At 68.5% G+C, this 14,680-nt stretch carries 11 protein-coding genes and 4 pseudogenes; 13 read left to right on the top strand and 2 right to left on the bottom strand.

The genetic code is table 11. The annotated features are described in order from the left end of the window. Positions 1-384: 384 nt before the first annotated feature. Together ABEB13_RS01425 and ABEB13_RS01420 are read right to left on the bottom strand one after the other, a co-directional pair. Positions 385-1,218 (bottom strand): ABC transporter substrate-binding protein, encoded by an 834-nt coding sequence (locus ABEB13_RS01425; protein WP_345703893.1) that lies wholly within the window; start codon positions 1,216-1,218, stop codon positions 385-387. A gap of 212 nt (positions 1,219-1,430) precedes the next feature. Then, positions 1,431-1,565, bottom strand: a complete 135-nt coding sequence (locus ABEB13_RS01420) for a hypothetical protein (RefSeq protein WP_345703892.1) — start codon at positions 1,563-1,565, stop codon at positions 1,431-1,433. Between the two features lie 294 nt (positions 1,566-1,859). On the opposite strand from ABEB13_RS01420, the pseudogene ABEB13_RS01415 reads away from it, so the two are divergent. The 13 genes and pseudogenes from ABEB13_RS01415 (at position 1,860) to ABEB13_RS40140 (ending at position 14,622) form a co-directional block, all read left to right on the top strand. Continuing rightward, positions 1,860-3,249: pseudogene (locus ABEB13_RS01415) on the top strand (aspartate ammonia-lyase). 587 nt (positions 3,250-3,836) lie between these two features. Beyond that, a complete protein-coding gene (locus ABEB13_RS01410) occupies positions 3,837-4,670 on the top strand; it encodes an ABC transporter substrate-binding protein (protein ID WP_345703891.1) in 834 nt (277 codons plus the stop codon). Position 4,671: 1 nt separating this feature from the next. Beyond that, entirely contained in the window at positions 4,672-5,271 is a 600-nt protein-coding gene (locus ABEB13_RS01405; protein ID WP_345703890.1) for an ABC transporter permease subunit, read from the top strand. A gap of 61 nt (positions 5,272-5,332) precedes the next feature. Beyond that, positions 5,333-5,629, top strand: a complete 297-nt coding sequence (locus ABEB13_RS01400; protein WP_345703889.1) for a hypothetical protein — start codon at positions 5,333-5,335, stop codon at positions 5,627-5,629. A 16-nt stretch (positions 5,630-5,645) separates the two neighbouring features. Continuing rightward, positions 5,646-6,398 (top strand): amino acid ABC transporter ATP-binding protein, encoded by a 753-nt coding sequence (locus ABEB13_RS01395; RefSeq protein WP_345709496.1) that lies wholly within the window; start codon positions 5,646-5,648, stop codon positions 6,396-6,398. Beyond that, positions 6,395-9,010, top strand: coding sequence for a M20/M25/M40 family metallo-hydrolase (locus tag ABEB13_RS01390; RefSeq protein WP_345703888.1), 2,616 nt, complete (start codon positions 6,395-6,397; stop codon positions 9,008-9,010). Before ABEB13_RS01395 ends, ABEB13_RS01390 begins: the two co-directional genes overlap by 4 nt. 143 nt (positions 9,011-9,153) lie before the next feature. Then, complete coding sequence (locus tag ABEB13_RS01385) at positions 9,154-10,038, top strand: MurR/RpiR family transcriptional regulator (RefSeq protein WP_345703887.1); 885 nt, start codon at positions 9,154-9,156, stop codon at positions 10,036-10,038. A gap of 137 nt (positions 10,039-10,175) precedes the next feature. Continuing rightward, positions 10,176-10,959: pseudogene (locus ABEB13_RS01380) on the top strand (IS5 family transposase). Between the two features lie 217 nt (positions 10,960-11,176). Continuing rightward, the gene (locus tag ABEB13_RS01375) at positions 11,177-11,932 is read left to right on the top strand and encodes a hypothetical protein (protein WP_345703886.1); all 756 of its coding nucleotides are present in this window, start codon (positions 11,177-11,179) and stop codon (positions 11,930-11,932) included. Between the two features lie 103 nt (positions 11,933-12,035). Next, entirely contained in the window at positions 12,036-12,878 is an 843-nt protein-coding gene (locus ABEB13_RS01370; RefSeq protein ID WP_345703885.1) for a PPC domain-containing protein, read from the top strand. A 431-nt stretch (positions 12,879-13,309) separates the two neighbouring features. After that, a pseudogene (locus ABEB13_RS01365) lies at positions 13,310-13,775 on the top strand (transposase); the annotation flags it as partial. Then, positions 13,772-14,116: pseudogene (locus ABEB13_RS40145) on the top strand (integrase core domain-containing protein); the annotation flags it as partial. The pseudogenes ABEB13_RS01365 and ABEB13_RS40145, both read left to right, overlap by 4 nt. Positions 14,117-14,205: 89 nt before the next feature. Continuing rightward, complete coding sequence (locus tag ABEB13_RS40140) at positions 14,206-14,622, top strand: IS3 family transposase (protein ID WP_380232234.1); 417 nt, start codon at positions 14,206-14,208, stop codon at positions 14,620-14,622. Positions 14,623-14,680 lie beyond the last annotated feature (58 nt).

Here is a 14,680-nt window from a genome sequence, read left to right as displayed (position 1 = left end):
CAGAACCCGCACGGCTCGGCGTCTCCGGGCGGGAGACGGTGGTGTGGTGGGCATAGTTCCTCCAGCTCGCGATGGGGGGTGATGAGCCGACTCGACCCTGCAGGGGTGGAACGTAAAGTACAGAGTCGCGAGAAGTTGCGGTAGATGTATCTCTTGTTTCTCTGGTGGCGTTCGAGCGACGCCTGGCCCGAGGCGGAGGGGTAACGGGGCGGCGGACCCCGGCCGTCGCCGAAGGTGCGGGTCGCGGCCGTGGTGTCATCTGCTCCCCGCCGCTCCGCGCCGGACCCCCACCGCCAACGGACCGGTGCGCCGAAGGCGGCGGTGGCCCAGCAGCGACAGCCCTCCGGATTAGTGCCGCCTCACGCTTCGGCCCATGCGTTCCGATCAGTCCAGGGCGCCGTTGATCGTCGCCTTGGGGATCGCGATGCCGGGCAGGTGCCGGGCGGCCAGGATCTTGCCGTATGTGCCGTCGTCCATCAGGGACTGCAAGGCGCCCTGGATGGCCTCCTTGAGGCCGGAGGCACTCTTCGAGACGCCGATTCCGATGGGGGAGGCGCTGGTCTCGCCGACCGCCTCCCGGCCGGTCACGGCGTCGAAGACGGTGCCTCCCTCCGCGGTCTCGGAGACGTAGACCGCCGTCACCTCGTCCAGGAAGTCCGCCACCACCTTCCCGCTGCGCAGGGCGAGCTGCGCCTCGGAGTCCTTCGGGAAGGCCATCACGGTGATCGGAGGCTTGCCCTGGGACTTGCAGAGCTCCTGGCGCTGGTCGAGGATCTTCTGGTGGTTGGTGCCGGTCTGCACCGAGACGGCCTTGCCGCACACGTCGGTGACGACCTTGATCCCGTCCGGGTTGCCCTTCTTGACGAGCCATCCAGGGCCGGCGTTGATGTAGTCGACGAAGTCCACGGCCTTCTCGCGTTCCTTCTTGTCGGTCATGGCCGACATGACAGCGTCGAATTTCCCGGCCTGGATCGCCGGGAGGATCCCGTCGAACTTCTGGGCCTGGAAGTCGAACCTGATGCCGAGGCGGGCTCCGACGGCGGCGCCGAGATCGACGTCGATGCCGACGATCTTCTTGCTGCCCTCGCTCTCGTACATCTCGAACGGCGGGTACGGGACGTCCGAGGCCACCCGGATGACGGCCGCCTTCCTGATGTCGGCCGGCAGCTTGGCGGCGAGCTCGGGCGAGGCGCTGATCGCGATGCCCTGGACGGACACGGGGGCAGATGATGCCGGAGCTGAGTCCGAGCCGGTCCTCGCAGTGCTTCCGCATGCGCTGAGGAGCGGGCTGCAGAGGGCTGCGGTGGCCGTGATCACGGCGAATCTGGTCATGGTCGAGCGGTTCGCGGGCATGGGGGCCTTCCAGAGCTGCAGGAGGTGAGCGGCGAGCGCGCCGAGCCGGCGTGAACAGAAATTACATGTAGTCGAAGTCAGTCGTGAATGTATTGAAGGTTACGTTCCAGCAACATGCGGTCGGCGTCGGCAAGAAGGTGCCCTGCGGTGGCACCGTCCGGCACGCCGGCGTCCCAGGCATCGCTCACTGTCAGCGCGAACGCGAGCCGCATCTGAGCCCACCTGCTCCGGGGCTGCCATGGACGCGCCTGTCTGCAAGGCGCAGGGGATGGCGATCTGTTAGTTCGGCGCCAATCGGTGGCCATGGCAGCGATCCGCGGCAGGAGTGCAGGGCGCGCAATGAGTCCGCCGTGCGGGCGGGGGTGTTGATCGAAGCGAGGGGCTCCCGAGTGGCACCGCCAAAGCCGACTGGCATGGATCAAGCGAAACATCTATCGCATAGACAGCTGAAAATGTAACGTATAAGACAACCGGGCAGTGCAGCCCACCGATTGAGACGGGCGTTCATGGACCCTCAGCGACTCGAGCATGACCTGATCGGCGATCGGCATGTTCCGGCGGACTCGTACTACGGCATCCACACCCTGCGTGCCCTGGAGAACTTCCCCTTGTCGGGCGTGCCGATCTCGGCCCACCCCGAACTCGTCGTCTCGCTCGCCGAGGTCAAGCTCGCCTGCGCCCGTGCGAACTCCAGCCTCGGGCTCCTCGACTCGGCGCGGGCGCACGTGATCATGGAAGCTGCTGATGAGATCCGCCATGGACTTCTCCATGAGCACTTCGTCGTCGATGTGCTGCAGGGCGGTGCAGGGACGTCGTCCAACATGAACGCGAACGAGGTGATCGCCAACCGGGCCCTCGAACTGTGGGCCGCATGCGCGGCGACTACAACCACCTCAGCCCCAACGACCATGTGAATCTCGGGCAGAGTACCAATGACGTCTACCCGACAGCCGTCAAGCTCGCCCTGCACGCAGCTGTCGGCGGTCTCCTGCCGGCGATGGGGCGACTGGCGGACACGTTCGCCGACCGAGGGCGGGCCTTCGCCGATGTCGTCAAACTGGGCCGGACCCAGCTCCAGGACGCCGTCCCGATGACACTCGGGCAGGAGTTCGCCGTCTTTGCGCTGACTGTCAGGGACGACCGCGACCAACTCGAGCGAGCGGTCGGGCCGCTGCGCGAGGTGAACGTTGGTGGGACGGCGATCGGCACAGGATTGAACGCAGCCTCCGGCTATGCCGCGGCCGCTGTCAACGAGCTCGCGGATCTCACGGGGGTGGCAGTGAGGCCAGCGCGCGACCCGATCGAGGCGACCCAGGGAGTGGGGGCCTTCCTGCAGCTCGCTTCGGCGTTCAAGTGCTTCGCCATGCGGCTGTCGAAGATCTGCAATGACCTCAGGCTGCTGGCTTCGGGCCCCCAGGCCGGCCTTGCAGAGATCAGGCTTCCGGCACTGCAGGCCGGGTCGAGCATCATGCCAGGCAAGGTGAACCCGGTGCTGCCGGAGGCCGTCAACCAGGTCTGCTTCGAAGTCGTCGGAGTCGAGGCTGCTGTCGCCCTCGCGGGGCAATCGGGGCAGCTGCAGCTCAATGCCTTCGAGCCGCTGATGGCGCATCTCCTGCTGACGGCCGCCAACCGGCTGGAGCGCGCCTGCGATCTCCTGGCAATCCGTTGCGTCGCAGGGATCGAGGCCGACGCCGGCAGACTCCGGGGTTATGCCGAAGGAAGTGCGGCCCTCGCCACGGCGCTCAATCCTGTCCTCGGCTACCAACGTGCGACCGAGGTTGCGCAGCGGTCGGTCGCTGAGCGCCGGCCAGTACGCGAGATCGCGCTGGAGGGGGCTTGGTTTCGGCGGCCGCGCTCGGCGATCTGCTCGACCCGATGCGTCTTGCAGGTCGATGACCGAAGGGCTCTTGGCCGGGCGTTGAGAACCCCTCCGATTTCGGGTCGGCATCGCGATGCGTCAGCAGAGGGAGGAGTGGGCGGGGCGGGTCGGCGAAGGGGCGGCGCAGCTGCTCCTCCAGGTCCGGTGGCTGGCACGCCCTTGTCCAGCGTACGTGCAGGGGTTCGACGTTCTTGCCTGGAAGTTGGCCGGGCGTGACACCCGAGGGGGAGTTCCACCCCAGCTTGTGAACGGTCTGCACAGATGAGGTGCCGCCGGCGCCAGATGTAACAGCCAGTGAAGATGATCTTGGCGCTGACATGCGAATCTTTGGCCTCGGGCTACGCTCTGTGCCGTTACACCTTTGTATCCTGCGTTACATCTAGATATTTAGATGGCGCATGTGTAATTTTTGATCTCGTTCGATGGACCGGCCCAGAAGGTCGGACGTGCCAGCCCGAAAGAAGTTGCGACCATGAAGATCTCCAGCTCCGGCAGACTCGCATCCGCTGCGGCTCTCGCCCTCTGCGTCAGTCTGGCCACCGCCGCATGCGGGAGCAGCGGCGCCGACTCAGCTGGGTCCGCCGATACGCGTGCCGGAGCGGCGGTGACCGTCGCAGGCATCGAGGTCCGGCCGGACGCGGCCCTGCACGCCGGTCTCCCGGATGCTGTGAAGAAGGCCGGCAGGGTGCGGGTCGCCACCGACATCCCCTACCCGCCGTTCGAGATGTACGTCTCGGAGGGCAGTAAGGAGATGACCGGCCTCGACTACGACCTGGGCCAGGCCATCGGCGCGAAGCTCGGCGTGAGGTTCGAGTTCCAGGCGCAGAAGTTCGAGGGCATCGTGCCGGCCATCCAGGCGGGCAAGTACGACGCCGCGATCAGCGCCATCACCGACAACAAGGACCGCGAGCAGGTTGTCGACTTCGTCGACTACTCGGCCTCCGGGACAGGCCTGATGGTGGCGAAGGGCAACCCCGAGAAGATCGTGACCCTGGACGACCTGTGCGGCCGCAGCGTCGCGGTGCAGACCGGCACCAACCAGCAGAAGCTGCTGGAGAAGCATCAGGACGCCTGCCGTACCACCAATCGCGGGCCGATCCACATCCAGGCGTTCCCCAAGGACTCCGACGCCCAGCTCGCCCTGCGCTCCGGCAAGGCCGTCGCCGATGTGCTCACCAAGCCCGCGGCCGGCTGGACGGCGAAGACCGCCGACGGCGGTGCCTCCTTCGAGGTCGTCGACGACCCCGCAGCGGCCGGCGGCTACAACGCCTCCCCGAACGGGATCGCGATCGCCAAGAACCTCCCGCAGCTCACTGACGCGGTGCAGAAGGCGCTCCAGGAGCTGATCGACGACGGCTCCCTCGCCAAGATCTACGACAAGTACGGCGTCGCCTCCATCGCCGTGAAGCAGGCCACCAGGAACGGCGCGGTGGACTGACATGGCACCCACCACCCACCAAGCCACGACGGCGCCCGCGGGCGAAGCCGCCGCCGATCGACTGATCGCCGTCCCCGTGCGGCACTGGGGACGCTGGATCGCCGCTGCCCTCGCCCTGCTCTCCCTGGTCGGACTCGTCGGCTCGCTCGCCAAGAATCCGAACCTGCACTGGGACGTGGTCGGCCACTACCTGTTCGCGGACCTGATCTTCGAGGGTCTGGTCACCACCCTGTGGCTCACCGTCGCCGCGATGGCGATCGGCCTCGGCCTCGGCACGCTCGTCGCCGTGATGAGGCTCTCGAACAACTCGGTGCTTTACGGATTCTCCTCACTGTTCGTCTGGCTCTTCCGCGGCACGCCGCTCCTGGTGCAGATCATCTTCTGGGCGTACGCCGCCGCCCTCTACAAGCACCTGATGATCGGCATCCCGTTCACCACCGTCACCTTCGTGCAGTTCGACACCAACAGCCTGCTCACCCCCTCGATCGCCGCCCTGCTCGCACTCGGACTCAACGAGGCCGCCTATGCCTCCGAGATCGTCCGCGCCGGCATCCAGTCCGTCGACCCGGGCCAGGCCGAGGCCGCACACTCCTCGGCATGAAGCCCGCGCTGACGATGCGCCGCATCGTCCTGCCGCAGGCCATGCGCGTCATCATCCCCCGATGGGCAACGAGACCATCAACATGCTCAAGACCACCGCCTACGTCTCGGTGATCGCCGCCCACGACCTGATGTCCAACATCCAGGACGTGTACGCCCAGAACTACCAGGTCATCCCGATGCTCGTGGTCGCGGCACTCTGGTACCTCGCGCTGACCACGGTGCTGTCCGTCCCCCAGGCCTGGCTGGAGCGCCGCTACGGCCGCGGCACCGCCCGTATGGGCCAGGTCTCACCACTGCGCCGCATGTTCGTGGGCGTCACCGACCTCTTCACTGCCAACCGCAACCGGAAGGGCTGAACCCGTGGCCCAGCCCATGGTGCACGCCGAGGGCGTGCGCAAGCACTACGGGAAGCTCGAGGTCCTCAAGGGCATCGACCTCACCGTCGAACGCGGCCAGGTCTGCTGCCTGCTCGGCCCCTCCGGCTCCGGCAAGTCGACCTTCCTGCGCTGCATCAACCACCTGGAGAAGGTCGACGGCGGCCGCCTGACCGTCGACGGCGACCTCGTCGGCTACCGCCAGGCCGGCAACCGGCTCCACGAGCTCCGCGAGACCGAGGTCGCCGAACGCCGCCGCGAGATCGGCATGGTCTTCCAGCGCTTCAACCTCTTCCCCCACATGACCGCCCTCGAGAACATCATCGAGGCTCCCGTCCGGGTGAACGGCGTCAACAAGAGCGATGCCCGTGCTGAGGCCCAGCGCCTGCTGGACCGGGTCGGCCTCGGCGACCGCGCAGACCACTACCCGTCCCAGCTGTCCGGCGGCCAGCAGCAGCGCGTCGCGATCGCCCGGGCGCTGGCGATGAAGCCCAAGCTGATGCTCTTCGACGAGCCGACCTCCGCGCTCGACCCGGAACTCGTCGGCGACGTCCTGGATGTCATGCGGGACCTCGCCTCCGAGGGCATGACGATGGTCGTGGTCACCCACGAGATCGGCTTCGCCCGCGAGGTCGGCGACACCGCCGTCTTCATGGACGACGGCGTCGTCGTCGAGGCCGGCGACCCCCGCACCGTCCTGGTGAACCCGGAGCAGGAGCGCACCAAGGCGTTCCTGTCCAAGGTCCTGTGAGCGCCAACGCCAACCAGGCGCCGACCACGGACCGCCCGCGGGCCAGCGCCGCCGACCTGCGGGCCGCTGCCGAGGCGGCCATGCCGTCCTACCTCGCGGACCTTGCCGACCTAGTCGCCATCGACTCCGGCTCCTACAGCCCCGAGGGTGTGAACCGGGTGGCCGACTGGGTCGAGCGGCGTCTGGAGCGCATCGGCTTCACCACTGAACGGATTCCCGCCCGCCTGCCCGGCGGACCGTGCGGCGACGTGCTCGTCGGCCGTCTCGCCGGCACACTGCCCGCCGCCGACGGTGGGGCCCGGATCGTTCTCGTCGGGCACATGGACACCGTCTTCGAGGAGGGCACCGCTGCGGCCCGCCCCTTCCACACGGACGGTCACCTGGCCCACGGGCCCGGCGTCAGCGACGACAAGGGAGGCCTGCTCGCCGGCATCACCGCCGCCGACCTCCTTGTCCGGCAGGGCCGGACCGCCTTCGCCGAACTGGTCGTCCTCGCCACCCCGGACGAGGAGATCGGCTCGCCCGCCAGCCGACCGATCACCGAACGTGTCGCCGCCGGAGCCGACTACGCCCTCGCGCTGGAGTGCGCCCGGGAGAACGGCGACCTTGTTGTCGAACGCAAGGGCGTCGCCGACCTCCTCGTGACGGTCACGGGACGCGCAGCCCATGCGGGCATCGAACCCGAGCGCGGCGCCAATGCCGCCCTTGCCGCCGCGCACCTTGTGGTCGACCTCCAGGCACTCAACGACCGCTGGCCCGGCGTCACCCTCAACGTCGGCGTCGTACGGGCCGGCACCCGCACCAACATCGTCTGCCCCCAGGCCGAATTGCAGGTCGAGGTTCGCGCCACGACCACAGCCGGCCTGCACACCGCGATCACTGCGATCCGGCAGTCCGCCGCCCGCACCGCGGTCGAGGGCACCACCGCCCGCGTCGACCAGCTCGACCTGTGCCCGCCGATGGAGAACACGCCAGCCGCGCAACGCCTGCTGGCCCTCGCCCGCGGGGCTGCCGCCGACCTCGGCCTCGACGTTAACGGCGCCTCCACCGGCGGCGTCGGCGACGCCAACCTCACCTCCGGCCTCGGCATCCCCACCCTGGACGGACTCGGCCCGATCGGCGGCGCCGACCACACCCCCAGGAGTGGCTCGACACCGCCAGCGTGCCCAGCCGCATCGCCCTGCTCGCGGTCCTCGTCGACCGCCTGCGCAAGGCCTGACCCCGACCACCGGGTGCGCGCCGCCGGCGGGCCGCACGCACCCGGCCCTTCCGCTCCATCCCTTTCGGCTCCACCCCCTCACCCCGACGGGAGACCCCGGATGCACCGAATCCCGCTTTCCCCGCGCGCAGGTCGCGCGGCCCTTGCCCTGACTGCCGCCGTCATCCTGACCGCGGCAGCCGTCCCGGCCGCCTGGGCCCACACCGAACAGGACAGTGGAACACTGATCCTCGTCGGCGGCGGCCTGAAGGACAACAACTCCGAGATCTACGGCGAGATCATCACCAAGGCCGGCGGCGAAGGCCACGCCCGCATCGGCGTCCTCACCGCCGCATCCGTCCCCGAGAGCCAGGACCCGAACGCCGGCGACCCGGCCACCTGCTCCAACTCGGCCTGCAACGGCGCCTACTACGCCGACCTGTTCAAGCAGTTCGGCGCCGCGGACGCCCAGTGGATCCCGATCGACATCGAGCACGTCGACGCTGCCGACTCCGACGCCGTGGTCGCACAGGTCAACTCCATGACCGGGTTCTTCTTCGGCGGCGGCGACCAGTACCGCTACGTCACCAGTCTCCTGCACGGCGCAGCGCACACCGACTCCAAAGTTCTCGCCGCGATCCGCGCGAAGCTGGCGGCGGGCGCCGTCGTCTCCGGTTCCAGCGCGGGTGCCCAGATCGCCTCCGGCCCGGACATGGTCACCGGCGGCGACAGCTACCAGGCCCTGCGGGACGGCTCCGCACCGGGCTACTTCGACGACGCCACCAAGCTCGGCTACCTTCCCGACGGTGGATTCGACTTCCTCCGGGCCGGCCTGCTCGACACCCACACCGGCACCACCGGCCGGGAGGGCCGGGCCATCCGGCTCGCCGCAGACACCGGCCAGGACCGGGTCTTCGCCCTCGACGAGGACACCGCCATCGAGGTCGAGAACGCCGGCACCCGCCGGGAGAGCCTGCGGGTCCTGGGCAGCCACGGCGTCTCCGTCCTCGACCTGAGGAATGCCCGCACCCGCCAGCGCGACGCGGGCTGGTCCATCGACAACGTCCGCTACAGCTACCTCACCGACGGCGACCGCTACAACCCCCTCACCTGGCACGCAGAACCCGCCACCGGGAAGACCGTCCTGCGCGCCGACTCAGCCACCCCCGTGCCCTCCAACAACGACGTCTTCTACTCCGTCGACAACCCCGAGGGCACCCCGTACTCGTTCTCCGGAACCGCTCGGGCCCTCACCGCCACGACGGCGCAGCGCACCGCCACCGCCACGACCTACGAGTCCGCCCCCACGTTCCAGGTCACGTTCACCAAGACCGGTGCCACCCGCGCCTGGACGACCGACGGACACACCGCGGCCTCGCTCACCGAACTGACCATCGCCATCGCCCCGCACTGACACGTTCCGGGTCGACCGGGCCCAGCCCGGACCGGCACGATCAGCAGGCGTCACCTCCGCAGCCCGGCCCGCTAGGCTCGGAGGTGACGCCCCTACCCCGTCCCTCTCCGGACGCGGGCACACATTCGGAAGGAACCTCCCCCATGGCCACTGGCGCCCTCGCCGAAGAGATCCGCCAGCGGCTGGGCCAGTGCAGCCCCGCCGAACGCAAGGTCGGCCGGGTCCTCCTCGCGGGCTGGCCGGCAGCCGGCTTCGAGACCATCGCCACCCTCGCCGACCGTGCCGCCGTCAGCGCACCCACCGTCATCCGCTTCGTCAACCGCCTGGGCTACAAGGGCTTCCCGGACTTCCAGACCGCACTGCGCGCCGAACTCGACGAACGCAACGCCTCCCCGCTCTCCCTGTACGCAAGCGGCTCCTACGCCGACGAGGCCGAAGGGTCCGCCGCCGGAAAGGCCGGTCCTGCCGGGCTGTTGCGTCACGGCAGCGAGGTCTTCACCACCGCCGTCGGCCGCACCCTGGCGGAGCTGACCCCGCACGACGTGGAATGTGCCGTCCAACTGCTGGCGGACCCGAAGCGCAGGATCACTCTTGCCGGTGGCCGGTTCACCCATCTCCTCGCCCAGTACCTCGGACTGCACCTGATGCAACTGCGCGACGATGTGCGCTTCCTGCCGGACCGGCCGGTCGAGCGCACGGCGGTGCTGGCCGCGCTGAACCGCCGGGACGTCCTGGTGGTCTTCGACTACCGCCGCTACGAGGACGACAAGGTGACCATGGCCGACATCGTCCAGGAACGCGGCGGGAAGACCGTACTCTTCACCGACACCTGGCTCTCCCCGGTGGCCTCCCGGGCCGAGGTCGTGCTGCCCAGCCAGGTCGCCGCACCGTCGCCGTACGACAGCCTGGTGCCGACCCTGGCCGTGGTCGAAACCGTCGTGGCCGGCATCCTCACCACACTCGCCGAACCGGGCCACCGTCGCATGCAGGTGGGGGAGGACACCGCCAAGCGCCTCGGCCTGGCGTAGCCCCCGCATCGATCCAGGAACGATCGCTTCCCCAGCGGGGCAATGAGATGAGCTACCCCAACGCTGGATTGCGGCCAGATCTTCTTGCGCTGGCTCGTTGGTCCGTCCGTGGGGAAGCTTAAGGAGCGGCCGCGCGCGTGGTGCCGGACGATCTGTGGGATCGGATCGAGCCGTTGCTGCCGGTGCGGGAGCGCAGGTCGCGCAATCCGGGCCGGTTCCCTGTAGATGATCGTGGGTGTCTGCAGGGATCCTGTTCGTGCTGCACACCGGCATCCAGCGGGATTGGCTGCCCCAGGAGCTGGGTTTCGGCTCGGGGATGACGTGCTGGCGCCGGTTTCGGGACTGGCACGAGGCGGGCGTGTGGGACCGGCTTCACCAGGTCCTGCTGACCGAACTGCACCGCGCGGGGAAGCTGGACTGGTCCCGGGCGGTGATCGACGGCTCCCATCACCAGGCTCGTAGGGGCGGCACAAAACAGGCCCGAGCCCGGTCGACCGCGCCCGGCCGGGCTCGAAGCACCCCGCTCGCATCACTCGGACCAGCGGCAACCGCCACGACGCCATCCGGGTGCCGCCGCTGCTGAACGCGATCCGGCGTATCCGCCGCGCCACCGGCCGCCCCCGTCATCGCCCGCGCCAGCTGTTCGCCGACCGCGGCAACGACTACGACACGTTCCGCCGGATGCTGTGGCAGCGCAAGCGCGGCATCAAGCCGGCCACGCCCGCCGAGGAGTCGCGCAGGGCTCCGGCCTGGGCACCGTCCACTCGGTAGTGGAGCGCACCAACACCTGGATCCAAGGCTTCCGACGCCTCCGCATCCGCTGAGGATACGCGACGACAACCACAAGGCTTCCTCAAGCTGGCCTGTCGCCTGATTACCTACAGACGCGTCCGCGCTGTGCGTGTCATCCACTCAATGTAACGCCAACTACACGTGCCTGAAAAGATCTCGTCTAGTGGTTCGAAGTAGCTTCCCCTGGAGATTCCTCCTGCATGCAGGGGTGATCTCTGCGGTTGGGAAAATCTTTGCTGTTGAAGCATGAGTTACATGTTCCCAGGCTGTTCATTCATCTGTATGTTCCATTTCGACGCCATCCCCACGATGGGTCACCCCCACGCCCCCGCAGCCAGGAGGACTCGTGAGACCGAGCCTGTCCAGACTTCCGCGTCGACCCGCCATCGTCCTTGCCATCGCCCTGCTGGCCGGCGCGAGCGCCGTGGCCGTACCGCAGACTGCCCACGCCTCCGTCAGCCGGGTGCGCCTCGGCAGCTCCACCGATGTCAGCCGGAGCAGTTGGAGCGGCCCGGCCTTCACCATGAACGGCGACGGGGCCGTCGTCCCCGCCACCATGACCAAGGCGATCAACGCCATCACCGGCGGGACGGGCAGCATCGACGTCACCGTCCTCGCCGACTCCGCCCCGAGCTCCGGCAGCGCCACCCCGGAGTGCGACGTCATCATGGGCCTGAGCGGCATCAACTCCTGCACCACCGACGTCGTCACCTCCGCCGCCGACGGCAACAGCAGCCAGGTCAACACCGATGTCCGCAATGCCGAGTTCGTCTACTTCGCCGGCGGCAACCAGTGCGTCTACGCGTCCTGGAAGGGCACCGCGCTCCAGGCGTCCGTGCAGTCCGTCGTCGCCAAGGGCGGCGGTTCCGGCGGCGGCAGCGCAGGCACCCACATCAACAGTGCGATCGTCTACGACGCCTGCGGCGGCGGCACCGACTCCCCACCGCGCTCGCCAACCCGTACGACAGCACCGTCACCTTCACCACGGGCATGTTCTCCTGGCCCAACTACGCGGACACCATCGACGACTCGCACTTCGTCACCCGCGACCGGATGGGCCGTACGATGGCGTTCGTCGCCCGGGCGGTCAAGGACGGCCTGACCACCTCCGGCAAGGCCTGGGGGTCGGCATCGAGCAGGGCGGCGGGTCGCTCTTCCTCGACAGGAACGGCCTCGGCACGCTCTCCGGCGCCGACGCCTACATCGTGCTCGGCGACCACCAGCCCGAGAAGGCCGTCTCCGGCAGCCCGCTCACCTACTCCGGCTACAAGATCTGGCACCTCACCGACGGCAGCACCTTCGACTTCAAGAACCGGCCCACCTGCGGCTACTACCTCAGGAGCGTCACCAACGGCGTCGCCGACGCCAACCTCTACAGCGGCACGCCGGTCACCACCTGCCAGAGCGGCGGCAACACCGTCACGGTCACCTCCCCCGGCAACCGGACCACCGCCCTCGGGACGGCCGTCAGCCTCCAGCTCAACGCGACCGACTCGGCGGCGGGCCAGACCCTTTCGTACACCGCGACCGGCCTGCCCGCCGGACTGTCCATCAGCGGCAGCGGCCTCGTCACCGGCACCCCGACCACCGCCGGGACCTCCACCGTCACCGTCACCGCCACCGACACCACCGGCGCCAGCGGCTCCACCACGTTCACCTGGACGGTCACCAACAGCGGCGGCGGCTCGACATACACCGAAGCCGAGCCGAACGACTCCACCAGCGCCGCCAACAACATCTCCGCACTCGCCTTCCCCCTCACGCTCACCGGAAGCATGAAGAGCACCTCCGACCGCGACTACTACGCCCTCACACTCACCAACGGTCAGACCGTCACCGTCAACTGCTCCATCCCGACGGCCTACGACGCCGACCTGTACCTCCTCAACTCCAGCGGCAGCACCCAGACCCGGTCCGTCAACAACGGCAAGGGCGTGGCCGAGGCACTCACCTACACAGCCGGCAGCTCCGGCACCTACTACATCGACCTGGAGGCCTACAGCGGCTCCGGAAGCGCGACCTACAGCTGCGCCGTCAGCAAGAGCTGACCCCGAGGTGGGGCGAGCTCGGGCGTGCCGGCGGCGAGCGGTCGAATGAACCCAATGTTCGCCCGTCCGCCGGTGCGTGATCGCGTTGTACATGTGCCACGGGTCCGGGATGGCGAGATTCTGCTCCCCCGAGCATGCCAGTCCGCTCGTCGGCACGAATCGGCCCGACTCGCACACGGTCAGGGCAGCAGTGCGTACCACCGCGCTGAGCACACTCGGGGTAGATCCTTCACCAAATCGATCGAGCCGTCGGCCGCTGCGGGCAGCTCCGCACGGTCGGCGGTCTCATCGTCGGTGAATCGGGCTGTGCGCGCGTTGTTTCGAATCGCCGGCCTGGAGCCGAGCGCACCCGGTTCCGGACCGCAGTTCCGAACCCATGGGCGGCGTCGGCCCGGATCTGCCGGTCGTGCGCGTCCGCTGCAGACTATCGTGTGCCGACTGCCACCCAGTGCATCGACGCCAGCAAGAAGATCCTCGGAGGCAAACGCAGCATCGTCGTCGACACGCTCGGCCTCCTCCTACTCGTCACGGTCACCGCCGCCGGCGTCTCCGACACGACGCCGGCAAGCAACTCCTGACCCGACTCGCCGAATCGCACCCCGCAATCACCAAGCATGGGTCGACACCGGCTACAAGACCCAGGCGATCGAACACGGAGCGAAGCTCGGCATCGACGTTGATGGCGTCCCGCGAAACGCCCAGGTCAAGGGCTTCTCGGTCGTGCCCAGGAGATGGGTCGTCGAGCGCACCTTCGGCTGGATCATGATGCACCGGCGACTCGCCCGCGACTACGAGACCAAACCCGAGCACTCCGAAAGCGTGATCCGCCTCGCGATGATCTCCAATCTCGCCGAGCGGGCAACGGGCGAAACCGTCATAACCTGGCACAATCCATGAATTATCCCGCAAACGAGCAGGACGTCCTCTCAAAGATGGCGGCCGCCACCCGTGGCGGCGAGGTGGACGGCGTGATTTTCCACGGTGACCGCGGCAGTGAATATACGAGCGAGGCGTGCAACGGCCTTGGCGACACGTTGGGCGTGGTGCAGTTGACGGGGCATGTGGGCTCGGCGCTGGACAATGCCGCCGCCGAGAGCTTCAAATCGCTGATCAAGGTCGAATACATCCACCGGCACCATTTCACCGCGCGGGACCAGGCCCGGATCAAGATCGCCACCTGGATCACCGACTTCTACAACACTCGCCGCAGGCATACCTCGGCGGCCGGCCATGCACCCGCCGAGTTCGAACGGCTCATCAGCAACGCCCGCGCCGAACACATTCAGCTGGACCGACCGCGTAAGGAAGGTCTCTACGGTTCGAGGGGATGGACACCTGGCGCCGTCACCAGGCCCGTGTCCGTCAGGGCACGCAGGCTCGGGGGCCGTGGCCGCGTCCTGCCCGGGAGCTGGTCCGCGATGCTGCCCGCCGGCACACGCTCGAGCACCCGGCGTGGGGTCATCGGAAGGTGTGGGCGATGTGCCGCCGCGACGGCCACCGCGTCTCGCAGGCCACCGTGCGGCGGCTGCTGCGCGACGAGGGTCTGCTGCTGGAGGCGAACTCCCAGCGCGAACGGCGACAGCTTGCAGCCCGCCGCAAGGCCGCCTTTGCCACCGGACCGGTCCGAACCAGGTCTGGCAAATGGACTTCTCCGAGTTTGAGACCACCGTTGGCGGCACCTGGCGACTGGCCTGCTGCCGGGACTACTGGTCGAAGTACGAGCTGGGCTGGCACGTCGCGCTGACCGGGACGCTTCGATCGCCGCGATCGAGCTTGCGCTCGCCAAGGCCGAGTTCCTGGCC

Origin of the sequence: Kitasatospora paranensis (genome assembly GCF_039544005.1) — a bacterium.
Lineage (GTDB): Bacteria > Actinomycetota > Actinomycetes > Streptomycetales > Streptomycetaceae > Kitasatospora > Kitasatospora paranensis.
The sequence above is the reverse complement of the archived record's forward strand: the minus strand, read 5'-3'. Positions and strand labels throughout refer to the sequence as shown.

What these genes read in the sequence shown, in the direction of transcription:
- ABEB13_RS01385 (WP_345703887.1), top strand. Translation starts at nt 9,154, where the DNA reads ATGGCCACTGGCGCCCTCGCCGAAGAGATCCGCCAGCGGCTGGGCCAG.
- ABEB13_RS01400 (WP_345703889.1), top strand. Translation starts at nt 5,333, where the DNA reads ATGGGCAACGAGACCATCAACATGCTCAAGACCACCGCCTACGTCTCG.
- ABEB13_RS01420 (WP_345703892.1), bottom strand. Translation starts at nt 1,565, where the DNA reads ATGCGGCTCGCGTTCGCGCTGACAGTGAGCGATGCCTGGGACGCCGGC.
- ABEB13_RS01405 (WP_345703890.1), top strand. Translation starts at nt 4,672, where the DNA reads ATGGCACCCACCACCCACCAAGCCACGACGGCGCCCGCGGGCGAAGCC.
- ABEB13_RS01395 (WP_345709496.1), top strand. Translation starts at nt 5,646, where the DNA reads ATGGTGCACGCCGAGGGCGTGCGCAAGCACTACGGGAAGCTCGAGGTC.
- ABEB13_RS40140 (WP_380232234.1), top strand. Translation starts at nt 14,206, where the DNA reads ATGGACACCTGGCGCCGTCACCAGGCCCGTGTCCGTCAGGGCACGCAG.